General features: G+C 31.6%; 20 protein-coding genes and 1 other annotated feature. Of the genes, 7 read left to right on the forward strand and 13 right to left on the reverse strand.

Annotation, left to right across the window (positions count from 1 at the left end):
• The first annotated feature begins 396 nt into the window (after window positions 1–396).
• The gene (locus G9F71_RS21990; RefSeq protein WP_164950701.1) at window positions 397–1,743 is read left to right on the forward strand and encodes a TIGR00366 family protein; all 1,347 of its coding nucleotides are present in this window, start codon (window positions 397–399) and stop codon (window positions 1,741–1,743) included.
• 461 nt (window positions 1,744–2,204) lie between these two features.
• Window positions 2,205–2,474, forward strand: coding sequence for a late competence development ComFB family protein (locus G9F71_RS21995; RefSeq protein ID WP_125002419.1), 270 nt, complete (start codon window positions 2,205–2,207; stop codon window positions 2,472–2,474).
• A 416-nt stretch (window positions 2,475–2,890) separates the two neighbouring features.
• On the opposite strand, the gene G9F71_RS22000 is transcribed toward G9F71_RS21995, so the two are convergent.
• From G9F71_RS22000 to G9F71_RS22015, 5 genes are all read right to left on the reverse strand, one after another.
• Complete coding sequence (locus G9F71_RS22000) at window positions 2,891–4,615, reverse strand: phospho-sugar mutase (protein ID WP_164950700.1); 1,725 nt, start codon at window positions 4,613–4,615, stop codon at window positions 2,891–2,893.
• 212 nt (window positions 4,616–4,827) lie between these two features.
• On the reverse strand, window positions 4,828–6,216 hold the full coding sequence (locus G9F71_RS27655) for a nucleoside recognition domain-containing protein (RefSeq protein WP_411956136.1): 1,389 nt from the start codon (window positions 6,214–6,216) through the stop codon (window positions 4,828–4,830).
• 74 nt (window positions 6,217–6,290) lie between these two features.
• The gene (locus G9F71_RS27660) at window positions 6,291–7,049 is read right to left on the reverse strand and encodes a FeoB small GTPase domain-containing protein (RefSeq protein WP_164950699.1); all 759 of its coding nucleotides are present in this window, start codon (window positions 7,047–7,049) and stop codon (window positions 6,291–6,293) included.
• Window positions 7,050–7,116: 67 nt separating this feature from the next.
• Complete coding sequence (locus G9F71_RS22010) at window positions 7,117–7,356, reverse strand: ferrous iron transport protein A (RefSeq protein WP_164950698.1); 240 nt, start codon at window positions 7,354–7,356, stop codon at window positions 7,117–7,119.
• A gap of 263 nt (window positions 7,357–7,619) precedes the next feature.
• Window positions 7,620–8,591: a serine hydrolase gene (locus G9F71_RS22015; RefSeq protein WP_164950697.1), complete on the reverse strand. Its 972-nt coding sequence runs from the start codon at window positions 8,589–8,591 to the stop codon at window positions 7,620–7,622.
• Between the two features lie 463 nt (window positions 8,592–9,054).
• On the opposite strand from G9F71_RS22015, the gene G9F71_RS22020 reads away from it, so the two are divergent.
• Entirely contained in the window at window positions 9,055–9,966 is a 912-nt protein-coding gene (locus G9F71_RS22020) for a transposase (protein WP_164950696.1), read from the forward strand.
• A gap of 348 nt (window positions 9,967–10,314) precedes the next feature.
• Here the strand turns inward: G9F71_RS22020 and G9F71_RS22025 are convergent, their stop codons facing one another.
• Together G9F71_RS22025 and G9F71_RS22030 are read right to left on the reverse strand one after the other, a co-directional pair.
• Complete coding sequence (locus G9F71_RS22025) at window positions 10,315–11,688, reverse strand: sensor histidine kinase (RefSeq protein WP_164950695.1); 1,374 nt, start codon at window positions 11,686–11,688, stop codon at window positions 10,315–10,317.
• A 3-nt stretch (window positions 11,689–11,691) separates the two neighbouring features.
• Window positions 11,692–12,372 carry a response regulator transcription factor gene (locus tag G9F71_RS22030; RefSeq protein ID WP_164950694.1) on the reverse strand — a complete coding sequence of 227 codons (681 nt, stop codon included), beginning with the start codon at window positions 12,370–12,372 and terminating at the stop codon, window positions 11,692–11,694.
• Window positions 12,373–12,528: 156 nt separating this feature from the next.
• Between G9F71_RS22030 and G9F71_RS22035 the strand changes: the two genes are divergently transcribed.
• Window positions 12,529–12,747, forward strand: coding sequence for a DUF1450 domain-containing protein (locus tag G9F71_RS22035; RefSeq protein ID WP_125002434.1), 219 nt, complete (start codon window positions 12,529–12,531; stop codon window positions 12,745–12,747).
• An 84-nt stretch (window positions 12,748–12,831) separates the two neighbouring features.
• Here G9F71_RS22035 and G9F71_RS22040 read toward each other — a convergent pair whose 3' ends face one another.
• Window positions 12,832–13,896: an NlpC/P60 family protein gene (locus G9F71_RS22040; RefSeq protein ID WP_164950693.1), complete on the reverse strand. Its 1,065-nt coding sequence runs from the start codon at window positions 13,894–13,896 to the stop codon at window positions 12,832–12,834.
• Window positions 13,897–14,113: 217 nt separating this feature from the next.
• Window positions 14,114–16,237: a GGDEF domain-containing phosphodiesterase gene (locus G9F71_RS22045; RefSeq protein ID WP_164950692.1), complete on the reverse strand. Its 2,124-nt coding sequence runs from the start codon at window positions 16,235–16,237 to the stop codon at window positions 14,114–14,116.
• 391 nt (window positions 16,238–16,628) lie between these two features.
• Here G9F71_RS22045 and G9F71_RS22050 point away from each other — a divergent pair, with 391 nt between their 5' ends.
• From G9F71_RS22050 to thrS, 3 genes are all read left to right on the forward strand, one after another.
• Window positions 16,629–16,871, forward strand: coding sequence for a hypothetical protein (locus G9F71_RS22050; protein ID WP_164950691.1), 243 nt, complete (start codon window positions 16,629–16,631; stop codon window positions 16,869–16,871).
• Window positions 16,872–16,917: 46 nt separating this feature from the next.
• Window positions 16,918–17,814 carry a polysaccharide deacetylase family protein gene (locus G9F71_RS22055; RefSeq protein WP_164950690.1) on the forward strand — a complete coding sequence of 299 codons (897 nt, stop codon included), beginning with the start codon at window positions 16,918–16,920 and terminating at the stop codon, window positions 17,812–17,814.
• Between the two features lie 104 nt (window positions 17,815–17,918).
• Window positions 17,919–18,122, forward strand: a binding site (T-box leader).
• Window positions 18,123–18,347: 225 nt separating this feature from the next.
• Window positions 18,348–20,285 carry a threonine--tRNA ligase gene (gene thrS, locus G9F71_RS22060; RefSeq protein WP_164950689.1) on the forward strand — a complete coding sequence of 646 codons (1,938 nt, stop codon included), beginning with the start codon at window positions 18,348–18,350 and terminating at the stop codon, window positions 20,283–20,285.
• A gap of 69 nt (window positions 20,286–20,354) precedes the next feature.
• Here the strand turns inward: thrS and G9F71_RS22065 are convergent, their stop codons facing one another.
• The 4 genes from G9F71_RS22065 to G9F71_RS22080 form a co-directional block, all read right to left on the reverse strand.
• Complete coding sequence (locus G9F71_RS22065; RefSeq protein WP_164950688.1) at window positions 20,355–22,007, reverse strand: glutamine--tRNA ligase/YqeY domain fusion protein; 1,653 nt, start codon at window positions 22,005–22,007, stop codon at window positions 20,355–20,357.
• 510 nt (window positions 22,008–22,517) lie between these two features.
• Window positions 22,518–24,323: an ASKHA domain-containing protein gene (locus G9F71_RS22070; RefSeq protein ID WP_164950687.1), complete on the reverse strand. Its 1,806-nt coding sequence runs from the start codon at window positions 24,321–24,323 to the stop codon at window positions 22,518–22,520.
• Window positions 24,320–25,348, reverse strand: coding sequence for a methylcobamide:CoM methyltransferase MtbA (locus tag G9F71_RS22075; RefSeq protein ID WP_164950686.1), 1,029 nt, complete (start codon window positions 25,346–25,348; stop codon window positions 24,320–24,322). Before G9F71_RS22075 ends, G9F71_RS22070 begins: the two co-directional genes overlap by 4 nt.
• Entirely contained in the window at window positions 25,345–26,016 is a 672-nt protein-coding gene (locus G9F71_RS22080) for a corrinoid protein (protein WP_164950685.1), read from the reverse strand. Before G9F71_RS22080 ends, G9F71_RS22075 begins: the two co-directional genes overlap by 4 nt.
• Between the last annotated feature and the right edge of the window lie 3 nt (window positions 26,017–26,019).

Genomic DNA, 26,019 nt, shown 5'->3' on the forward strand with positions numbered 1-26,019 from the left:
ATTTTACCATAATAAATGCATTTTCTCGAGCAGTTGCCATTATCGTTATTATATTATAACATGCTAGGCATAGTAACCCCTGACGTTTAAACACATAATTTTACATATATATTAATATTTCTTTAACAAACATGCAGGTATTTGTATTTCAATATAGAATAATAATATATATAAATCTTATAAATTTACACATTAGTGTAAATTATGTATTAATTCCAATGAATATATTGAATTTTATATTCATATATTTTATTTTTATTAGCCTTGGCATTGGAATATGAGAATTATATAAATTATTGTTCTTATATTCGAATACTAATATAATATCTAAGATTTATGCTTCGCGTTTTCATAACATTATTAAAAATTTAACAATATTAAAGGAGAGGAATTAAAATGTTTAAGAAATTCACAAATGGTTGCGTTAATCTTGTCCGAAAGTATTTGCCAGATCCATTTATATTTGCTGTACTTCTAACATTCTTTGTATTGATTTTAGGGGTAGTACTTACTGGTCAAAGTCCCTTAGCTATGACTGTTCACTGGAGCAAGGGCTTATGGACTCTTCTTTCTTTTTCAATGCAAATGGCATTAGTATTAGTTACAGGCCACGCGCTTGCCAATGCACCATCTTTTAAAAAGGGCCTTAAAAGTCTTGCGCAAATACCTAAATCACCAACTCAAGCAATTGTTCTTGTTACTCTTATTTCTACTGTAGCTTGTTGGATTAACTGGGGTTTTGGTCTAGTTATTGGAGCTATTTTTGCAAAAGAACTCGCTAAAGAAGTTAAAGGTGTAGATTATAGACTTTTAATAGCTTCTGCTTATTCCGGCTTTTTAGTATGGCATGCTGGTCTTTCTGGTTCTATACCACTAGTAATTGCTGGTGGTGGTGCTGACGTAGCAAAGGCCACTGCAGGCGCAGTTACTACAGCTATACCAACCAGTGCTACATTGTTTTCAGGTTTTAATTTAATTATATTAGCTGTACTTTTAATAACATTACCTCTTGTAAATAAAGCTATGCATCCTGATAAAAATAATACTGTTACTATAGATCCAAAGCTTTTGGTGGAAGAACCAGTAGTGATAATGGCTAAAGGAGAAATGACTCCTGCTGATAAACTTGAGAATAGTACTATTATCTCACTGTTATTATCACTTATGGGCTTTACTTATGTTATTTATTACTTTATTAAAGGTGGTAGCCTTGATTTAAATATTGTTAATGCTATTTTCTTATTCCTTGGAGTTGCTCTTCATAAAACTCCTAGAAGGTTTGTTGCTGCAATTACAGATGCTGCTAAAGGAGCTGCTGGAATTATACTTCAATTTCCATTCTATGCAGGTATTATGGGGATGATGATAGGTGCAAGTGCTTCTGGTATTTCTCTTGCAGGAGTTATGTCTACTTCTTTTGTTAGTATATCTAATCAACATACCTTCCCGCTCTTTACTTTTTTAAGTGCAGGACTTGTTAACTTCTTTGTACCATCTGGTGGTGGCCAATGGGCTGTTCAAGCTCCTATTATGATGCCTGCAGGTGCTGCTTTAGGTGTACCTGCTGCGAAAACTGCTATGGCTATTGCTTGGGGAGATGCATGGACTAACATGATTCAACCTTTCTGGGCATTACCTGCTCTTGGAATTGCTGGACTCAGCGCTAAGGATGTAATGGGTTTTTGTATAGTTGACTTATTGTGCTCAGGTGTTATTATTGGACTAGGATTATTCCTTTTTTAAGAAGTTTTTATTATAATAACTAAGCTAGTGTCTACCTCTAGAAAGTAATTCCTAGAGGTAGACACTTTTTTTCTGAAAATACAAAAGCGGCCTCCCAGGAATCCGCTTTTTGTGTACAATTTACTATCTATACATCCATTATTTTTAGATTTTCTGATATTATGAGTTCCGCACCAGTAATTGATCTAACTTCTTAAACTATTGTGTCTTTATGAATTTCAATAAGTCTTCCTATATAAGAAGTTATAACCCTTTTTAATTTAAATCTAAAGATATATTTATATAAATGACAAACTGTCAAGCTAATAACAATAAGAATAACGCCTTATGGAAATAAACTCCATGGAAATGCATTAGCGAAATAAATAGAATATGCAAGATTTTATATGTAAATTCTTTAACATATGTGCTATAATTTGTACATCACGCTATCTAGCAATAAAAGTACTAGGAGGATTATAATGTATAATTTAAAGAATTTTTCTGAAACTGAAGTAAGCGTACTGTTAGAAGAGATATTACAAAAACATGATACTATTTGCAAATGTGAAAAGTGTAAATTGGATATTAAGGCTTTATCATTAAATGCCTTGTCCACAAAATATATTGTTTCTGAGCAAGGTGAAATATATACTAAAGCACTAAATGAGGTTGACAAGCAGGAACAAATTAATGTTGTCATGGCTATTACAAAAGCTATTGATGTAGTATCTGCTAATCCGAAGCATTAGATAGTTTTAATAGTCGGTTAAGTAAATGTTTACATAAAAAAATCAATTTCAACTAAAAAACACCCTATAAAGTGGACACTTAAGGCCTGCTTTATAGGGTATTTTTGTGTACTTGATCATTAAGTTGAAAGCATATAGTGATAGTATAAATAGTTTATAATGAGTATGAAATTTCTCCGAAGTGATTTGCAATACGAGACGCTGAAACTATTAAATTCCATTTAGAAATTCTTCTTTTGCGAATATAAAATTCTCGTAAGCCTGCCAGGACGGCAGGCTAGCGAAACCGAGGCAGGACGCCGAGTTTGAGCGCTAGAGAATTTTATATGAGCAAAAGATTAGAATTACTTAATGGAATTTCTTGTTTTTAGTTCGTTTGCAAAGCACGTAGGAGAAATTTCATCCCTTTAGTATGTTTATTTTGTGCTTTGAAGTTTTCTTATGATTATCTCTTTCATTTCTGCTAGTTTATTTTCTGCTATTTCTAAAGTTTTCCCCTTAGAATACATGTATATCTTAATTTTTGGTTCTGTACCTGAAGGTCTTACAGCATACCAACTCTCATCCTCAAAATAGAATTTAAGTACATTAGATACTGGAATTCCACTAGACTGTTCTGTGCCGAGAGTTATATCATAAGATTTTTCTATTTCGTAATCAATATATTTAACTAGCTTTGCTCCGCCTAAAGTCTTTGGATTTTCTTTTCTGTACTCTTCCATCATTCTAGAAATTCTTTTTTGTCCTTCTATACCTTCTAAAACTATAGATATTAGATTTTCTCTATAATACCCAAATTCTTCGTAAATCTCATTTAGTATGTCTATTAGAGTTTTACCTTGAGATTTATAATAGGCTGCTGCTTCACATAAAAGCATGGAGGATATTACCCCATCTTTGTCACGAACGAAAGTACCAGCAACATATCCGATGCTTTCTTCATATCCAAAGATAAATTCATTGCTATTGTCCCTCTTAAAATCAGGAATTTTACCACAAATGTTTTTGAAACCTGTTAGTACTTCAAAGGTTTCTACACCGTATTTTTTCGCTATAGCCTTGCCTAAATCCCCTGTTACTATGGATTTTACTATGGCTGCGTTCTTTGGAAGTGTTCCTTTTTCCTTCATTCCCTCAACTACATATTTTATGAGTATTGCTCCTGTTTGATTACCATTAAAGGCAACATATTCACCATCTTTATCTCTAACCATTATGGCAAGTCTATCACAATCTGGGTCTGTAGCTATAAGTAACTCTGCTTCTTCTTTTTTGCCAAGAGCCTGGGCATATTTAAATGCTTTTACATCCTCTGGATTTGGATATCCCACTGTAGTAAAATCTGGATCTGGATTTTCTTGTTCTGGTACCACTATTATATTTGTAAATCCTCGTTCCTTTAGCACACGCCTTACAGGTACATTTCCTGTTCCATTTAGGGGTGTATAAACAATTTTTATATCTTTATCTATGTCTTCTCTTATAGCTAAACCTTTTACTTTTTCAAAGTACTCATCATCCATGGCTTTTCCAAGCATTACTATTAGGCCTTTTTCCTTAGCCTCTGACATATCCATGATTTTTATAGCACTAAAGTCTGAAATACTCTGAATTTTTTTTGTTATATCCGTAGCTATTGATGACAAAATTTGCGCGCCATCTTCCCAATATACCTTGTATCCATTGTATTCACGAGGATTATGGCTGGCAGTTACTACGATTCCTGATGCAGTATGTAATCTTCTTACCGCATAAGATAATTCTGGAGTAGGTCTTAGCTGCTCAAATAAATAAGCTTTTATTCCATTCGCTGCTAGAACTTGTGCTGCTGTAGCTGCAAATTCTTCAGAAAAATGTCTACAGTCGTATGCTATAGCTACGCCCCTATCCATATACTCTTTGCCATAGCCTTTAATATAATCTGCAAGTCCTTGAGTTGCTCTTGAAATAATATATATGTTCATTCGGTTAAGTCCTGCGCCTAATTTCCCTCTTAGGCCCGCAGTTCCAAACTCTAAATCCATGTAAAACCTATCTTGAATTTCTTTAGGGTCTTCTGCTATTGACCTTAATTCTTCTCTAGTTTTTTCATCAAAGTATTCATTGTTTAACCATTCTTCATATTTTTTCATATAAGTCATCTTAACTCACACCTTTCCAAATCATTAATATTATATAACATTATACATTATTATCTAAGTTTTTTAAACAAGACTTTTATAGGGACGGTTAACAATTAATTAATTTTTAATTAGTTGTTAACCGCCCCATTGTTTTTTGACATTGTTTTTTCATGATTAATAATAAAAAATTCTTAAACGTCCCCATGCTTTTTTTGGCTTAGTTTTACTGGCTAAAAAATTCTATAGATTTGAGTAGTACAAAAACAAACGATTATAGCAATGACTGTGGGCATTAATATAGCTAATATTGTCCATTTTATACTACCTGTTTCTTTTTTGATAGTCCATATTGTTGTAGCACAAGGAAAGTGTAGTAGTGAAAATAACATGGTGTTTATTAATGTTAAGTAAGTCCACCCATTATTAAGCAAAATTTCTCGAAGCTGACTTATACTTTCAAACTGAAGCATGGAACCTTTGGATAGGTATGCCATTAAAAGAATAGGCAGTACGATTTCATTTGCTGGAAACCCTAAAATAAAAGCTATTAAGATAAAACCGTCTAAGCCTATGGCCTTAGCAAAGGGATTTAGAAAATTTGCTACATGAGCTAGTATGCTTATATCTCCGATTATTACATTTCCAAGGATATAGGTTATAGCACCAGCAGGCACCGCTACAATTATGGCTCTTCCTAGCACAAACATGGTTCTATCAATTATAGAGGTATATAGTACTCTTCCTACTTGCGGTTTTCTATAGGGTGGTAGCTCTAGGGTAAAACTTGAGGGCATGCCTTTTAGTATTGTTTTTGATAGTGCATAGGATGTTAGTAATGTCATTCCTATACCTATAAGCACTAAAGCTACTACCATTAGTGCAGCTATAATAGAGCTAGTAGTTGAGGAAAAACTCACACCTACAAACACCATGGATAGTGCTATTAAAGCGGGAAATCTTCCATTACAGGGCACAAAATTGTTGGTTATTATTGCTATAAGCCTCTCTCTTGGAGATTCAATTATCCTACAAGCTATTACGCCACAAGCATTACAACCAAATCCCATACACATGGTTAGTGCCTGTTTGCCATGGCAACAAGCTTTTTTAAAGACGTGGTCTAAATTAAAGCATATTCTAGGCAGATAACCACTATCCTCTAGAAGTGTAAATATAGGAAAAAATATTGCCATAGGTGGAAGCATTACAGATACTACCCATGCAAAGGTTCGATATACACCTAGTACTAAAAGGTTATTTAGCCAAAGGGGAACATGAATATATATAAAGAATAATCCAATCTTTGCTTCTATCCAAAATAAGAATTTCGCTATAAGCTGTGATGGGTAATTTGCTCCCTGAATTGTAAGCCAAAATATCACTGCGAGTAGTAGTATCATTATGGGTATACCAGTTTTTTTAGAGGTGACTATATCATCAATTTTTTGCTCCGATAACATTCTTTCAGTGTCTTTTGTAACGGTTTTTCTAGTTATATCCTCTGCTGTTTTATAAATGGTGGATACAATTGTGTCTCTTACATTCCTATTGTTTTTGTTTCTAAAAAGTTTAGTTTTTTCTAGAACTACTTTTATATTTATGTCTTCCTTTAGGTTCAATAAATACACCTTCCATTAATTGCTGGTGTAGGCATCTTCAAAGGAATAACTAGTAAATATACTAGTCTATTTTTTTAGATGCCTAAGTCATAATCTAAAAATTTACCTATAGAATTTATTAGAGATTCATCTCCATCTAAGAGTCTTAGGGCAAGCCATTTAATGTTAATTTCATTCATAAAAATTGAATGTAGCATTGGTGTGATCTGCTTAAGCTCCTCTTCAATATCTGTAGGATATTGAATTTGTAATGGACAGGTATGAATTTTATTAGTGCATAAATCATATATGCTATCTTTCAAAATATTCATACCTATATTACTTCTAGCAGTAGTTGGTACCACCGGAATACCTAATTCTTTTGATAAGGCCTCAATATTTATTCTTATCTTTTTACTTTTAGCCTCATCCATAAGATTTACGCAAGCCACTACATTACCCGTAATCTCAAGAACCTGCAAAAGTAAATTTAAATTTCTCTCAATACAGGTGGCATCCAGAACCACCACTGTTACATCTGGCTTTCCAAAACATATGAAGTCTCTAGCGACTATTTCTTCTACAGAACTTGCGAGAAGAGAATAAGTGCCTGGTAAATCCACAATAATAAACTCTTTATCCTTATGGGCATATTTCCCTTGAGAGTTTACTACAGTTTTACCTGGCCAATTTCCTGTATGCTGATGAAGTCCCGTTAGTGCATTGAAAACTGTGCTTTTACCTGTATTTGGATTTCCTGCAAGTGCAATTACGTAATCCTCTTCCTTTGTCTTTTCTATATTAAACAGGTCCTTTAGCCCTTGCTTAGTACTAGAAGTGTGAGTTAGGCCCATATTTCTTCTCCCTTTCTATTGCTATTGATATCTTTCAACAAACAATTTTTTTCATTTCAGAGCTACACTATATGTGTCTCACCATAATGTTTTTTGCCTCTTCTTCTCTTAGTGCAATGCAAGTATCTCTTATGAGATAGGCGGTAGGATCTCCAAAGGGACTCTGCCTAAGTACATGTATAATAGTGTTTGGCACTATACCTAAATCAAGCATTCGTTGTCTTGATAAGCCTTTTGAAATCAATTCTACTACTTTGACTTTTTTGCCTACAGCAATGTCCGTTAATTTAGCTGTTCTATTCTCCATTTTTTTCACCTACTTTACTAATATAAGGTATCTAGGCACAGGATAAAGATAGTAGTATATTTATTAAAATGTGCCCTTGCTTTATATTATGAGATTAAAGGTGAAATCGACACTTAAAATAAAAAAAGTATATACTATGTAAATTAATTTACATAATATATACTTTTTTTGAGATAACAAAATATATCTCTTATATTTTTACTTAAGTTGTAGATGAAATCTATATTTAATTTCACAATTTACTTGGTGTATCTGTCCACTTATTATTTTTGAGCGTCATATATCATCTTGGATACTTTTGCAATAGTTTCATCTGCATTTGGAAGTTCTTCTGTAAAAATCACAAGAATGTATGGATTATCCTTACTTACAATGGCAATATCATTTACACACTCACCAAAGTCACCTATTTTATGAGCTACAATCCCCTTCGGAATATACTTATCTATCCTATCATGGTAGTCTGTTTTTTTCATGGTTTCAATCAAACCACTATAGTATTTATTATTATCAAGATTTAAATATAATTTCTCTAAAATTTTAAAAGAATCCTTTGGTGTAGTATTATTTTCACTATGTACTGTAGGATGCCCAAGGATTTTTTCGATATACTTATATTTATTTTCATCGCCGACTTTTCTTAAAATCATATTTATAGCTATATTGTCCGAATAAATTATTGAATAGTCACTTAAGGTCTTGAGTGCAATAGGTTTACTTAAATCTGTTCCTTGAAGTTCTCCTGCACCTTCTTCATAATCGCATTCTTTAAATATCAATTTTTCATTTATATCAATTTTTCCTTCTTGAATCATATCATACATAAGCATATTTATAGGTACTTTTATTGTGCTAGCTGCTAAAAACTGCTTGTCTTGATTTATTTCAATAAAATTTTCAGACTCTATGTCATAGTAAACCAATCCAACTTTATTTATATTGCTTCCTAAAAATGTTCTAATCCCTTTTTCTAAGTCCTTTAACTGAGCCTGTTTCTTAGAATTTTCTTCTACCTTGATTTGATTGTAGTCTAATGATTGTTTATAATCTATATCTCCATAGTCAATTTTAGATATGGGTTTGGATATTCCATAGTTATTACTTTTATTATTAGTAGAAATAAAATGAAGCGTAGCAACACTTCTGCTGGCCCCTACCGGCTGTTTGCTTAAGTAAGTGGTTGCAACGAGTGCTATTATTATTGCTATGGAAATGCCAATTTCCTTACCTTTCATCTGACCATTCCCCCTTGTACTACGCTGTTAAAGATGTCCTTTGTTATTGTTATCTCTTTAAAATTCTTTTACTATAAAAATATACTAATTATATGTCGTTTTAATGACAATTCTGTTAACAATCTATGAACTTATTTTCTTTCCTTTATAAGCTTGGGGACGGTTAACAATTATGTATATATAAGCTTGGGGACGGCTAACAATTATGTATATATTTAAAAAAATAAAATTATTACTACTTTCATCTTCATAAAATCTTCATGCCAGGTGCTTATAATTTAAATTAGTTATTATAATTAAAAAAGAATGTATAGCTGGAAGTTGTTGTTCTCTTGGTGGTAATGAGTAACCAAACAGACAGGGACGGTTAACAACTATTTAATCATTAGCTTAAAAATATGAATATCATCTCCACACTTAGGCAATAATTTTAAGAAAAGCTTATGAGTAGGGGTGATTTTTTATGGCAAGAAAGGCAAGATTAAAAACAGCTGATGCTATATTTCATATTATGTGCAAAAGTATCAGCGAGGTAGATTTATATAGGGATTCTGAAGATAAGGAAAAGTATTTATCGCTTGTTAAGAAGTATAAAAAACTTTTTAATGTTAAAATTTACGGGTACTGCCTTATGGATAACCATGCACATTTATTGGTTGATGCTAATGGAGCAGATATATCAAAAGTAATGCATGGAATAAATTTTTCATATGCAATGTACTTTAATAAAAAGTACAAAAGAGAAGGACATCTTTTTAAAGATAGATTTAAGAGCAAAATAGTTGATAATGAGCACTATTTGAAGGCCGTATCGTTATATATACATAATAATCCTACAGATATTGCTAAATATAAAGACTGTCCTGAAAAATATTCTTTTTCTAGTTTGGGAATATATGTTGGTAAAAGACGTGACCTTTTCAACATAGTTGATTATGAATTTGTCATGGGATTTTTCGGTAATGATCTTGATACTGCAAGAAAAAATTACTATAGCCTTGTTTTTGGATGCGACGACGAAAAATTAAAAGAAGAATTTGAATTCCAAGATGAAAAAACAGAATATAGAAGTGGAAGAAATGTACTTGTAAGAAAATTCATATCTGAAGATATAATAGAATTTATAGCCTCAAAGATGAGTATATCTAAGATCCTACTTAATACTAAATACAGTAGAAAGCTTGTTCATGCAAAAGCATTAACAATTGTTCTAATGAGGAACCTCGGTAATTTTAAGTCCAGTGATATATCAGGCGTGCTTGGTAATATTACACAGGCCAGAATATCAAAATTAAGTAGCATAGGTATTGAATTAATTGGCTCTGACAAAAAATATGAAAGTATTATCGAGGATTTTATTAAATCCTATGCGTAGTCAGTATTTATTTATATGCTTTTTTATAATTTAAAATATGTAATTTAATGTTAGTCATTAAAATTCTTCTTAAATACTTAACCAAACATATCTATTTCCTAATCTGTTGTATTAACTAAAAAAAATAAAAATTGTTGATACTTATTTTTAACTTATTAATAGTGGACAAGCATTCAAAATAAATATTTATCCGCACTCTTAAGATAATTAAAATAAGCTACTAATAAGTACATTTAGAAATTAAAGGGTATAAGCTTTTTTTTAAAAAATTATACCCTCTCAAAAATAGAGTAAATAATTGTTAACCGTCCCCAATTATTTAGACCAGTTCATTTATTTATTTAATTGTTAACCGTCCCTATACCTCTTAAAGTAAACAGTAACCACGCACCCCTTCCCTTCTTTACTTATAACATCTATGCTTGCCTTATGAAGGGTTAATATGTTTTTTACAATGGTTAATCCTATTCCCATACCTTCTATTTCGTGTCTACTTTTATCTGCTCTATACAATCTTTCGAATATATAAGGTAAGTCTTCCTCACTAATGCCAATGCCTGTATCTTCTATTTTTAATATTACTTTTCTATCAGTTTCTTTTAAAGTGATATTAATTTCACCTTGCTCTTTAGTAAACTTAACTGCATTTGAAAGTAAATTAATAATTACCTGTTTTATTTTATCTGTGTCCCCTAAAATGTTAAATTGTTTACTGGTATTGCATTCTAAGGTCATGTTAAGATTTTTATTTTCAGTTATTAATTCAAATTCCTTTACAACTGAGGTTAGAGTGTCCTTCAAAGACATTTCTTCCAGGTTTAGAACTGACTCTTCCCCTTCTACCTCTTTCAGGGCATTTAAACTATCTAAAAGCTTTCCAAATCTAATAACTTCTTCATTAAGATAAGTCAATCTTTCATTATCTACGGGAAATATACCATCAATCATAGCTTCAAAATTATTTTGAAGAATATTAAGAGGGGTTCTAACTTCATGAGATATATCTGATATCAGCCTTTTTCTGAGTACATCCTGATGTTGAAGCTTTTCTCCCAGTGTATTTATGCTATTTCTTAAATCTTCAAGTTCTAAAATACTACTCTTCTCCGTTGACCTTTCGTGATAATTTCCATTCGAAAGATGAACAGAAATTTTTGAAACTTGCCTAAGAGGAGTAGAGAATTGCTTCGAAATAAACAGACTAACTAATATTGTTATTAAAGTTGAAAGTACAACACTTAAAATAATACTTTCATTTATTGAAACTTTGAAATTTACATCCTCTTGGGATAATATTACCGGAGCATATTGCCCTATTTCTACGTATCCTACAATTTTGTCTACAGGTTTTATTTGAAAAGTACTTGTAGTATAAATCCCTTCATCTTTAACATGCATATTAACATTAGGATCTTGGGCCATATCCTTTGGGTTCATTCCCCAAACTATCTTTTTATTTTCATCTTTAAGTGTAAGGCAATAATTACTCATATAAGCTTCATGCATAATTTCTATTCCTGATGTTTCATTCCACTTATTAGTTCTTTTATATACCTCTTCTAAATATTTTACTATTCTAGTATTCCTCTTATTTTGTATTTCCACTAAATACTTATCAAAGGTCCTTGATATTGCTATGTTTACCAAAAGTGTGGCTATCAAAAGTACTAATATAGAGGTGCACACTAAAATAATACTTAATCTTTTTCTTATGCTTTGCATAAATTAGTCACCACCAAATTTATAACCAATTCTAGTTACAGTTACTATATATTTAGGGTTCCTACTATCCTCTTCTATCTTTTTACGTATATTTTTAATATGTACATCTATTGTTCTATCAAATCCTTGAAAATCTATTCCCATAATTCTTTCAATGAGCTGTTCCCTAGTAAATACCTTACCCCCATTGGATGAAAGAATATATACTATATCAAATTCATTTGGTGTAAGTGCTATTTCTGTGCCACGTACCTTAACTATCCTTTTCTCATAATTAATTTCTAAGTCTCCATTATTATAAACTTTTGTTTCAGACTCATGTCCATTAAGCCTTCTAAATAGCGCATTTACTCTTGCAGTTAGTTCTCGTGGACTGAAAGGCTTAATTAGATACTCATCTGCTCCAAGGTTTAATCCTTCTATCCTATCATCTAATGTACTCTTTGCTGTAAGCATAAATATGTGGACTTCCGAAATTTTCCTAAGAATACTACACACCTCTTCACCAGCTATGTCTGGTAACATTAAATCCAATATAACTAAGCTGAATGGTATTTTCTCGAAAAGTTTTATTCCTTCCATACCCCTTGTAGTACAATAAACCCCATATCCAGCTTTTTCAAGATATGCTTTTAGTATTTCTGAAACCTTTTCCTCATCTTCAATAATTAATATATTGTCCATGTTTAATTCTCCTTTGTTTAAATTAATTGTTAACCGTCCCTAAGCTATTCATCTATATAATTTCCCTTCAGGATTATATTCCCATAATATTTAGCATAGAATATGAATATATATTCTTTTCATCTTATAATTGCTAAATTTTAAGGAGTTGATCTAATGAAAGTTAAATTCTGCAAGCATAATAAATGGAATGATGCTGTTATTACTATGATAACTGAAACTCATCCTAATATAAAGATATCTATAAAAAAGTGTTTTGGAAAATGTCATAAATGTAAGTCCCATCCTATAGCCATGGTAGGCAAGGAACTATTAGTGGGTGTCGATGAAGAGGATTTGTATAATACTATAATCAGTAAATTATTAATCCCTTAGGTGCCTGAAAATAAATAACAAGTCAATATACTTAGCATTTTGACTTGCTATTTATTAAAATGTGCCTTAAAGCGTAGCTATTTTCTAATTTAATCGTCTAGCGGTTATATAATCACCTCTCGTCATAGGTGAAACTTTAATTACATCTCCTGTGCGAGGAGAATGAATGTAATTATTATTACCAGCGTAAATACCTGTATGCTTAGGCTTGTTCCCGACTCCAAAAAACACCAAATCACCTGGTTGAAGATCACTTTTAGATACTCCTATACCATCATTTATTTGATCATATGTGGATCTTCCCACCGATATTCCAAAATGGCTATATACGTATTGCGTAAATCCTGAGCAATCAAAACCAGTGGAAGGTGATGTGCCACCCCATATATATGGTATTCCAATGAAGTTAGAAGCATAGCTTATTATAGAATCTTTTGATAAATTAGTGGTTCCCCTTGAGTACGTATACTTATCTACTGATTTTTCTATGCTTTGATTTACTAATACTTGCTCTTTACCGCTCCTAGTTATAAGATTATTTTCCTTGATATCTAACTGAGTTATCAATTTGTTTTGTGATTCTTTATCCAAGATTATCTTGTCTAACTTTTGCTTGTTATCTACCTGCAAATTAAGTAATGCAACCTTTGTATTATTTAGAGAATGCTGCTTTTCATTTAATTTATTTTGGATTGCTTCAAACTCACCCATTACTTTTTTGTCAAACTTTATTATGATTCTTACATTCTCTACTCTCGATATAAAATCTCCAAAGCTCTCTGCATTCAGTAAAACACTAGTATATCCATCAAACCCGTTCATGTACATGGTTCGCATTCTAGCATCGAATAATTCTTGTTCCTTTTTCGCTTCATCTCCAACCTTAGTTATCTCTTCTACAGCACTTTTAATTGCCTTTTCGGTTTGTAATATTTTAATTTTATTCTCCTCTGTTTTAGCCATGTTTTTTTCAATTTCATTATCATATTGTTCTATTTTTCTTTCAATTGTTTGACTTTCGGTTTGAGTTCTAGTTAGTGAATACTTCTGTGATTGTAACTTCCCGTTTACTTTAACCACTAATGCATTTACATTTAAAGTGAAAATTAAAGTTGTCACAACTGCCATGTTTCTAAATACATGCTTCATTTTTACATCCCCCTCGTTCTTTTAGAATTTATAAATAAATCCTAGATAAAATGTATCAAAAACTCATATGTACTTTGTTAAGCTTAATTTCATTTACTTAATTATACATTTATGTATTATTATAGCATAAAAATATTCTATTGAACATCCCTTATTATATTTATTATTTTAAAAAAAACAAAGAGCAGTGATTTAAAAAATCACTGCTCTTTGTTTTTTAATTATATGGTTTAATCCAATTAGTTTTTAAGAATTTTTCTTCGATTTCATCTGATGGTAGCGGTTTGCTAAAATAATAGCCTTGTATTTGATTACAGCCCATACTTTGCAATAGTTTAATTTGTTCCTTTGTTTCTACTCCCTCTGCAATAACGTCTAACTCAATTTTTTGTGCAAGTTGTATTATCCCATCTACTATGGCTTTTTCTCTTTCATTTGTAACAATATTGTCGATAAAGGACTTATCTATTTTCAATGTATTTATAGGTAGCTGTTTTAAATAGCTAAGAGAAGAATATCCTGTCCCAAAGTCATCTAAGGCAATGTTTATACCTAAGCCTCTAATTTCAGTAAGTAGTTTAACACCCTTTTCAAAATCTTTCATAAGAATACTTTCTGTAATTTCCAGTTCTACGAATCTTGTATTAACCTCTGTTTCAGTTATTATTCTTTTTAAATTTTCTTCAAATTTATCATTTTGAAGTTGAACTGCTGATAAATTTATTGCAATAGTATCATATAAATACCCTTTACTTTTCCATAAATTATTTTGGATGTAAACAGTTTTTATAATCCAATCACCCATAGGAATTATTAATCCGCTTGCTTCTGCTACAGGTATAAACTCTGATGGAGATATTTTTCCAAGCTCAGTACTATTCCATCTTAAAAGCGCTTCAAATCCTTTTATTTTATTATTTATAATATCTATTTGTGGTTGATAATATATTTCAAACTCATTCTTTTCAAGTGCACGCCTTAAGCCTTTTTCTATTTCAACCCTTCTTACCACTATATCACTCATATTTTTATTAAAGAAAGAATATTTGGCTTTACCATTATATTTAGAACTATACATTGCAGTATCTGCATTTTTTAATAGTATATTGGTTTCATAACCATCATCCGGAAATACAGTAATGCCAATACTTGCTGAAGTATATACTTGCTTACCAACTATACTTATTTCACAATTCAATGAACTTAATAGTTTTTCGCAAAGACAACTTATCTCTGAGTAATCCTCAATGTTTTTCATTAAAATAAAAAATTCATCTCCACCTACTCTTGAAACAAGATCCCCTTCTCTAATAGAAGCTTTAAGAGAAATTGCAACATTTTTCAATAATTCATCTCCATAATCATGGCCTAAAGTATCATTAATTTCCTTAAAGTTATCTAAATCAATAAACAATACAGCATGTTTAGCTTCCTTATCTTTTGCTTTAATAATCTCACTCTCCAGGGTATTAATAAATAATTTCCTGTTAGGTATGTCTGTTAATATATCATAATACTTCAATTTATTAATTTTATTTTCAAAATCCTTTTGTCCAGAAATATCTGTAACAGAGCCTGAAACTTTAGTTGCAAGACCATTTTTGTTTCTCAGACACTTGCCTCTGATCAAAACCCATTTGTCTCCGCCACCATTATACTTGATTTTCAAACTGCTCTGGTAATATAATGTTTTTCCATTAATATGATTGTTAAAATCATCTATCGCTATTTTTCTATCTTCATCTGCAACTAACTTAATTAAATCCTCCAGTGAAGTTATGTCATCTTTATCATATCCTGTAATATCACTAATTTTATCTGAAGAAAAAAACTCTTTAGTTATAAGATCAACTTCAAATATAGCATCATTAGCTCCTTCTAAAGCTAGTTTATATCTTTCTTCACTTTTTTCAATTATTGCTTGTTTTTCATTTAATTCATCAAATTGTGCCCGAAGTTCCTCTTGTGCAGCTATTAATTGCTCATAGGTGGCTTGAATTTCCTGATAATTTTCTTTTATTGTATGAGATGAAGCCTTACTTTTTTTAGTGAATTCGTTAATTAAAAAATATATTATAAAAGATGATATTAAAGCATAAGACCATCCTTTGATGCTTTGCATACGTACCATTAAAGATTTATTTTCAATAAGAATGTTTAAAATCCTATCTGAAAATAGTATCCAAAACCCACTAATTAAAGCATATACAATAGCCACCTTAAGCGGCATATTTTTAAGTGCAACATCATCTTTAAACAACCAATCAATATTAAGTAACTCAATATTTGCCTTTAATTGTTTTTTTGCTATCTTATTCAAGTCAATTTTCTTTTCATTCACCTATATTCCTCCCATTAACACTTACAAAACAATTTATCAGTTTTATTTTTTATTTTAACATTATCCTTTATAATTATCGTAAAATTATGATTTTTATTAATAGTTTTTCACAATTTATATTATTTTTTTTATTTTTTCTTATATTATCTATTTTTAATTATCATAATACTGCAATTACTTAGTTTTACCATTAATTATGGCAAATATTATTATACAATATAAACCATAAAATTGTATATATTTATATATAAATTATTTTTTTTAAAATTTATCCTATATTTTAGTTAATATTGTTAATATTTATGTTTGTAACTTTATCGTAATGTATTATAATATAATATAGCGTATTATATTATATATCGATAAATTTTTTAACAAAGGAGCTCAAGAAATGAAAAGAAAAAATACTATTGCTACTATAATTTTCAGTATCTTATTTTTAGGTTCAATATATGCCCATTTTACAAATAATAATAGAATTAAAGATACTATAACCGAAAATAATTCTTTAAAAATTGAATTTCAGTCGCTAAAATCTGAAAATCAGACTCTAAAAAAGGTTAATAATCAGCTCCTCGAAACAAATGCTAAGGTTTCAGAAAAGGTTAATAAATTAAAACTTATTATAAATTAATATAATTAATTTAAGCAGATGAAAATAAAAAAAGGACGGTTTTACTATGAGAAATTCAAGAAAAAAGAAAAAAAGCTCATTACCACTTCTATTAGTGAAAATTTTCATTCTTACTATATTTGTTTCTTCAATTGTTAAAGCAGCTGTTGGCGAAGTAACTGTTGTAAAAAGTGAACATGAAGCTACTAAATTACAACAAGAAATAACCCAAATGCAGTCCCATAATGAGAAGTTAAAATCAGAAAACAAAAGTCTTCAAGACAAAATTAAAAAAAATGAACTATCTTATAAGGAAACTTCCCTTAAAGCAAAAATAGCTTATTTAACTTTTGATGACGGCCCATCAAAGAACACTTTAGAAATATTAAAAATCTTAAAACAATATGACATTAAGGCCACTTTCTTTGTAAATGGTCACCCTGCTTTAAGAGATTTATATAAACAAATTGCTGATGGTGGACATGCCTTAGCTAACCATACTTATAGTCATGAATATAAAGATGTTTATACCTCCCCAGATAACTTTAATAATGATGTGAAAAAATTAGATGCTTTTCTTACTGAAATAACTGGCAAGGAGCCTAATCATATTTTAAGATATCCAGGTGGTTCTAATAATACTATTAGTCATAATTATGGTGGTAAAGAGATAATGACCGGTGTAATTAAAAAAATGACCATAGAAGGATATAAATATTTTGATTGGAATGTGGATTCCACTGATGCTTCTGCTTACCGTCAAGACAAAAATAAAATTGTACATGCTGTTCTAACTGAAAGTTCTCAAACAAAACATGCCATTATTTTAATGCATGATTTAGCACCAAAAACTACAACTGTACAAGCCTTACCAGAAATAATTGAAGGTCTTAAAAATCAAGGATTTATCTTTGATGTCCTTTCTAAGGATACTTATGCACCACAATTTAACGTAGTAAAATAACCAAATATAGTTATTTTCTAAAATGCATATTATAGTTCTAAACTAATATTATTGACACCTTGACATTTTTACCGCAAGTGCTATAATTACTTTAAATTAAATATTTTAACACTACGAAGAGAAAAGTAAGCCATATCATGTTTACAGAGAGAGAATACATTAGCTGAAATTATTCTTAAATGTTCATTGCTGAAGACCACCTCTGAGTGACTCCAATAAAGTCCGGTAATTCCGTTATAATTAATAAGTGGTTTATTTTTATAAACAATTTGGGTGGAACCGCGGGAAATTATAATCTCGTCCCTTTTCTATAGTTAGAATTGGGATGAGGTTTTTTTGTTTTATAAAAAATATGTTTATAAAACTTGTATAACATTAACGAAGTGAACTTACGAGTTTAATAGTTCTCGCATATATATATATTATCTATCACAAAAACTACTACTTAATTTAAAAGAAGGCATTCAGCCACAAGCCTAAAGGCATGCTGGTTTTCTACTAAAAATTCATAAAAAAAGAAGGGAGTAATATATATGATAAATATTAAATTAAAAGATGGTTCAATGAAATCTTATGAATCTGGAATGACTGTAATCGAAATTGCGAAAGATATTAGCGAGGGACTTGCAAGAGTTGCCTGTGCTGGAACTGTAAATGGTGAAACTGTAGACTTACGTTTCAAAATTACTGAGGACTCTGAACTTAGTATATTAACTTTTGATGATGAGGAAGGTAAAAAAGCCTTTAGACATAGCGCTACTCATATTTTAGCTCAAGCAGTAAAGAGATTATTCCCTAGTACAAAACTTGCCATCGGACCTGCTATAGATGGAGGTTTCTACTATGATTTTGATAAACAAGGTTCTTTCTCTGCAGATGAAATTAAAGAAATTGAAGTAGAAATGAAGAAAATTGTTAAGGAAGATTTACCAATAGAAAGATTTGAACTTAATCGTTCTGAAGCTATTGCTTTAATGGAAGAACAGGATGAAAATTTTAAAGTTCAATTAATCGAAGACCTACCAGTGGATGCAGTTTTATCCTTTTATAAACATGGTGAATTTACAGATCTTTGTGCAGGTCCACATTTAATGTCTACAAAATATATAAAGGCCTTTAAACTTACTCAAGTTGCAGGAGCATACTGGAGAGGTAGCGAGAAAAATAAAATGCTCAGTCGTATATATGGAACTGCCTTCACAAAAAAATCTGATTTAGATGCTCATATACTTCAAGTGGAAGAAGCTAAAAAAAGAGACCATAACAAGCTTGGACGAGAATTAAAATTGTTTACAACGTCAGATGTTATAGGTCAAGGATTACCTCTACTTATGCCTAATGGTGCAAGGGTAATTCAACTACTTGAACGTTTTGTTGAAGATGAAGAACAAAGAAGAGGCTACGTTATAACTAAGACTCCTCTTATGGCTAAGAGTGATTTATATAAAATGTCTGGTCACTGGGATCATTATAAAGATGGAATGTTTGTGCTTGGTGATGAATCTAAGGATGAGGACGTTATGGCACTTCGCCCAATGACATGCCCATTCCAATTTACAATTTTTAATTCTGATCAAAAGAGTTATAGGGACCTTCCAATTAGATATGCTGAAACTTCAACATTGTTTAGAAATGAGTCTTCTGGTGAAATGCATGGCCTTATCAGAGTACGTCAGTTCACTATTTCAGAGGGTCATTTAGTTGTTAGACCTGATCAATTAGAACAAGAATTTAAGGATGTTGTAGCTTTAATTAACTATTTCATGGAGACATTAGGACTCAAAGATGATATAACTTATAGATTCTCTAAAGGGGATCCAAATGATAAAGAAAAATATATCGACAACCCAAAAGCTTGGGAAGATACTGAAACTAAAATGAAGGATATATTAGACCATTTAGGAATAAACTATAAGACAGCTATTGGTGAAGCTGCATTCTACGGCCCTAAGCTTGATCTTCAAATCAAAAATGTTCATGGTAAAGAAGATACTATAATCACTGTACAAATTGACTTCGCACTACCAGAAAGATTTGACATGACTTATGTTGATAAAGATGGAACTAAAAAACGTCCATATGTTATCCATAGAACTTCTATTGGTTGCTACGAGCGAACACTTGCAATTTTAATAGAAAAATATGCCGGTGCTTTCCCAACTTGGCTTGCACCAATGCAAGTTAAAGTATTACCTATTTCTGAAAAGTATCATGATTATGCAGATAAGGTAGTAGCTAAGCTAAAGGCAGCGAACATTAGAGTAGAGGGAGACTATAGAGCAGAAAAAATCGGGTACAAAATCCGTGAAGCTCGCACGCAAAGAGCCCCTTTCCTACTAATAGTTGGCGAAAAAGAAGCTGAGCTAAATGAAGTTTCTGTTAGAAGCCGTAGAAATGATGATGAAGGTTCAATTGCACTAGATTCCTTTATTGCACGAATTAAAAATGAAATAGAAACTAGACTATTATAATAATAAAAGCCAGTATAGGAATTATTCCTATACTGGCTTTTATTACGTTTGTTAAATACTATATTTTGTTTAGATTTTAAAAGAACTTTTTAAAGATACTATTCTATTAAACACTAATTTATCTTGCAACGTGTATCTAGAATCCACATTGAAATATCCATGTCTGAAGAATTGAAATTTATCTTGCACCTTTGAAGATTCCATATTGGGTTCTACAAATCCTTGCAGTATTTCAATAGAATTTGGATTTATTTGATCTAAGAAAGTTTTTCCTTCTTCTTGCTCTTCATCTAAAATTAAAGGCTCATATAATCTAAATTCTGCTGGCACCGCATTTGTTGCATCTACCCAGTGAATTGTTCCTTTAACCTTTCTTCCTGTAAATCCAGTGCCACTCTTAGTTTCAATATCATAAGTACAATGTATTTCAGATACATTTCCCTCTGAATCTTTAACTAAATCATTACATTTTATAAAATATGCACCTTTGAGTCTTACTTCATTTCCTGGAAACAATCTAAAATATTTCTTTGGTGGATTCTCCATAAAATCCTCTTGTTCTATATATATTTCTTTTGAGAATGATACCTGGCGAGTTCCCATGGATTCATCATCTTGATTATTCTCAATTGTAAGCATTTCTACTTGAGATTCTGGGTAATTTGTAATAACCACTTTTAATGGTTTTAAAACTGCCATAGTTCTAGGTGTTTTTGGGCTTAAATCTTCTCTTATAAAGTGTTCTAGCATTTGTCCATCTACTGTACTGTTAGCTTTTGCAACTCCAATTTCTCTACAAAAATTACGTATAGCATTTGCAGTGTAGCCACGACGTCTAAGTCCAGCTATGGTTGGCATACGTGGATCATCCCAAGCATCTACAACGCCTTCGTCTACTAATTGTTTAAGATTTCTTTTACTCATTACGGTATTTGTAATATTTAACCTTGCAAATTCTATTTGTCTTGGTTTATTTTCCATTTCACAATTATTTATAACCCAATCATATAGTGGGCGATGATCCTCAAATTCTAAAGTACAAATTGAATGTGTAATTCCTTCAATTGCATCCTCTATTGGATGTGCATAATCGTACATAGGGTAAATACACCATTTATCACCTGTATTATGATGCACTGCATGAGACATACGATAAATTATTGGATCTCTCATGTTTATATTAGGAGAGCTCATATCGATTTTAGCTCTTAGAACCTTTTCTCCATCTGCGAATTCACCTTTTCTCATACGGTCAAATAGATCTAAGTTTTCTTCCACAGTTCTATTTTTGTATGGGCTTTCTTTTCCTGGCTCCCTTAAAGTACCTCTGTACTCTTTCATCTCGCCCGCTGTTAAATCACAAACATATGCTTTATTATTTTTTATTAATAATACAGCACGATCATACATCTCATCAAAATAGTTTGAGGCAAAAAATAGTTCATCCCACTTATACCCAAGCCATTTTATGTCCTCTTCTATGGAATTAACGTACTCTTTATCTTCCTTTGCTGGGTTCGTATCATCAAAACGTAAGTTTGTCTTACCGCTAAATTCATCTGCCAGTTCAAAGTTTAAAATAATTGATTTTGCATGACCAATATGCAAATATCCGTTTGGTTCTGGCGGAAAACGAGTTATGATTTTACTGTGTTTTCCTGTTTCTAAATCTTCCATAACAATATTTCTTATAAAATTTGATGAAGCAGTTTTGTTTTCCATATTTGTCACCTTCCTTTTAATCTAGCTTACGCGTAAGTTCGCTTACAAGTAAGTGCTTATAAGCTAGCATACTTATAATTTTGCGTACTTATAAATTTTCTCTATATTCTAATAAATATATCACAAAAACAGATTTTTTTCTAGGATTTTTATGGTATTTTTTAACGTAACCTTTGATTTACCCACATACTGTGATGATATGACAACTTTAATAAGATTTTTCACCTCTTATATAAGTTAGATTACCTACTACAATAAAAATAAAACTTCAGTTGGAATATAAATCTCCTTCTGAAGTAGTTAATATTATAATATCTAAGATGCTTAGTAGCTATGAAGGTCATACTTTAATCTTTAGTTTACCCAATATTCAGGAATAATAAACCTGCAGGTTTCCACCCAAGTGACAAGTTTACGATGTCACTTGTAACATGGATGGCCACCGCAGCTTAAATAATATAATAATTTCAAGGCTAATCATGTCCTACAGCAATCCATATGCGTTCTTCTCTAAGAAAAACTCAAGCATTTTGTAAATAGTTTCTCGTATCCATCCATAGTAGAAAGTTCAAAATAATTTACATCTTTAGCTATGGTTTCTATATCCTCTCTTACCTGCTGTGATAATAAACACATAACTGCTCCAGATTTAGAAGAGTTTCCAACATAGGTTATTTTGTCCCTTAAGGCTTCCGGAATTATGCCTATACCTATTAAGCTATCCACATTTAAATGTTTACCAAATTGTCCTGCAATAATTACCTCTTGTAAATCTACCATATCTATTTCCATTAAATTAAGTAACGCATAAAACCCAGATGAAATAGCCCCTTTTGCAAGTTGCACCTGACGAATATCCTTTTGTGTTATGTATATTTCCTTAGCGCCCATTGCAATATGTATCTTTCGTTTCCCATTTTCCTCTATTATTAAATGTTCGAGTCCTGGATTACTTTCCATTACTGACTCTTTCTTTTTTATACGACCAGTTTTTTCAATAAGTCCTACTCGTGCTATCTCTGAAATAGACTCCAAAATTCCACTGCCACAAATCCCTACAGGGGTTTTATCACCTATTACCTTTAAGCTTATTTTATTTTCATGAATTTTTATACCTTCAATGGCACCTTCAGCCGCTCTCATGCCGCAGCTAATATTCATACCCTCAAGTGCCGGGCCTGCAGCACAAGAGCAAGAAGAAAGCTTTCCAGCCTTTGATATAACTATTTCTCCATTAGTTCCTATATCAATAAATAATATATTTTCATCTGCCTTTTGCAACTTTGAAACTATAATTCCTGCTGTAATATCTCCGCCTATAAAACTAGACACTGAGGGCACACAATATACTCTACCAAAAGGTGATATATTTATACAAAGACTCCCTGCTGAAATATTTTGAGCCTTTTTAAAGACTGGTGTATATGGTGCTTTTCCTATAGAATCCGTATTTACACCCAGTAGCAAATGCATCATAGTTGTGTTTGCAGCTATTGTTATTTCATATATACTAGAAGCTGCTATACTATTTTCGTTACATAACTTCAAAGTTAAGCCATTTATGCAATTGATAATACCTTTATGCAATAACTCTAACCCCTTAGGGTTACTTTGGACAAAGGCAATTCGAGAAAGTACATCTAACCCATACTCTGTTTGAGGATTTATTTCACTTACTGAGGCAATCTCTTCCCCCATAGTTAAGTCTACTAGTGATGCTACAACCGTTGTTGTTCCAATATCCATAGCTATTCCATAAGTTTCCTTCACAGTATTACCAGGTTCTATGCCTATAATATGGCCACCTAAATAAACTCCAGTAAACTCACCTTGCTTAAAAGCCTCTGGTAAAAGTTTAAGCAAATCAATGTTATTACTCTCTATTTTCTGCTGCACAACATCTTCTATTATTTCCTCATAGGATAAATCATTTTTAAAGTTTTGTTTTATAAGCTTATAAACTTCTTTATGTATCATTGGATTTATACTTATAGAAGGCATGTAACCCTCTGTCAAAATTTCATGTTTTATGTTTTTGTCTTCTAATAACTCTACCGTTAAATCACCCTGTGGTTTTACATGGCAAGCCAGCCTTATACCCTGTTTTATTTCTTCTTTTGTTAAATGACTAGTTTCCTCTTGCGTTAGCTGATTTATTTCACCCTTTAGAATTTTAATTTTACATTTTCCGCAGGTACCTCGCCCACCACAAGGACCTTCCATGCCTATTCCCTTTTCTTGTATTATATTTAATAGGGAAGTTTTTACTACAAATTCATATGTTTCTCCAGTACTTGCAATTGTTAAATAGCTCATATTATTTCACTATATCCTTTGGCAGCATCCACCATACTACGAATATTATCCATACTGGTTTTTGTACCTATTCCACAGGCTGGGGATAAAATATCACAACCACTGTGCATACAATTCTCAGCTATACTCTTTATATTTTCCTGAGAGCTATTCTCTAGAGCAAAGGTGCTTACATTTCCCATTATAACTTTATTATCAACAAACTCTACCATTTGAGTGACATTAGTTATTGCATCAAAGCTTATAGCATTACTATGTAACTCCTTTAATTCACTGTAGATACTTTTAAGTCTCCCGCAAATATGAATAATGGTTCCACCCGCGCATTCATGCTTTAGTGCATCAATTATTGTATTTAAATAAGGTAGCGCAAATTCCCTAAACATTTTAGGTCCTAATATTTCTCCAGTACCACTTGGATCAGAAATAGTTAAAACATCTGCTCCAGCTTCTATCTGTGCTTTCCCAAAGGTAATAAGATTTTCTGTAACGAATTTCATAAATTTATGAGCTTCTATAGGATTACGCCTTAACTCCTTATAGTAAACCATAGGTTCCATTAGTGAAGAAGCTAAACTAACAGGTCCTGTTAAATTTGCCACTATAGGCACCAGTGGATTTTTTATTTTCAGAATTTTAATTGCTTCTAGTACCACTTTCGCTCTGCCCATACTTACATCTATATTGTTTAATTTATCCCACTCTGAGGCATAATTAATTGGATAATTAGTAACCCTAGGTTCATTAATCTTTGTGCCCATATATACAGTCGCACCCATGGCTTCTGCTTCTATGGTCATACAAAAAGGCACTCCAAAATTCTCAAAACCACCATTTTCGTAAACTCCGAAGCTAAGCCCTGCCATCATCCCAGCATCACTATGAGCTTCTGGCCAGTTAACTCCTGTGATATCCATTACCTCTTCCGTTATCATATTCATCATTCCACCTGGACAAATGCAAGGTGGACGATCCACCCTTTCCCCTTTTAAAACCTTAAACAATCTTTCCTTTGGGGTAATCATATTTTAAGTTCTTCCTTTGCCTTATTAATCAATTCCTTTGCCATTTTAGCTGCTCTAGAGGCATCTGCGGTATATACATCTGCTCCTATTTTCTCAGCAAAGCTAGATGATACTGGTCCCCCACCTATCATAACCATAATTTTTTCTCTTAAATTTTCATTCTCTAATATTTTAACAACTTCTTCCATACCGCACATAGTAGTAGTCATAAGAGTAGATAAGCATATAATATCTGCATTTATTTCCTTGGCTTTTTCTACAAATTTAATAGCTGGCACATCTCTTCCCAAATCTTCTACATAAAATCCTTCAGTCTCCATCATAATTTTAACTAAGTTTTTGCCTATATCATGTGTATCACCTTCTACTACGCCTATGACTACCTTATGTTTTTTATCCCCATCTTTACTTTTTAAATGAGGTTTTAATATATCAAGGCCCGCATACATAGCATCTGAGCAAATTAACAATTCTGGAATATAATATTCCTCCTCGTCATATAATTCTCCTGCTCTACGCATTCCATGAGCCAGTCCCTTATCAATACCCTCGTAAGCATCAAAATTATTTTCAATAAATTGTTTAGTTATTTCTATAGTTTTCTCCTCTTCCATATCTACCACGGAATCAGAAATTGCTTGTAATAATTCTTCTTTTAAATTTGACATTTA

Source organism: Clostridium sp. FP2 (assembly GCF_011065955.2).
GTDB lineage: Bacteria > Bacillota > Clostridia > Clostridiales > Clostridiaceae > Clostridium_AD > Clostridium_AD tagluense.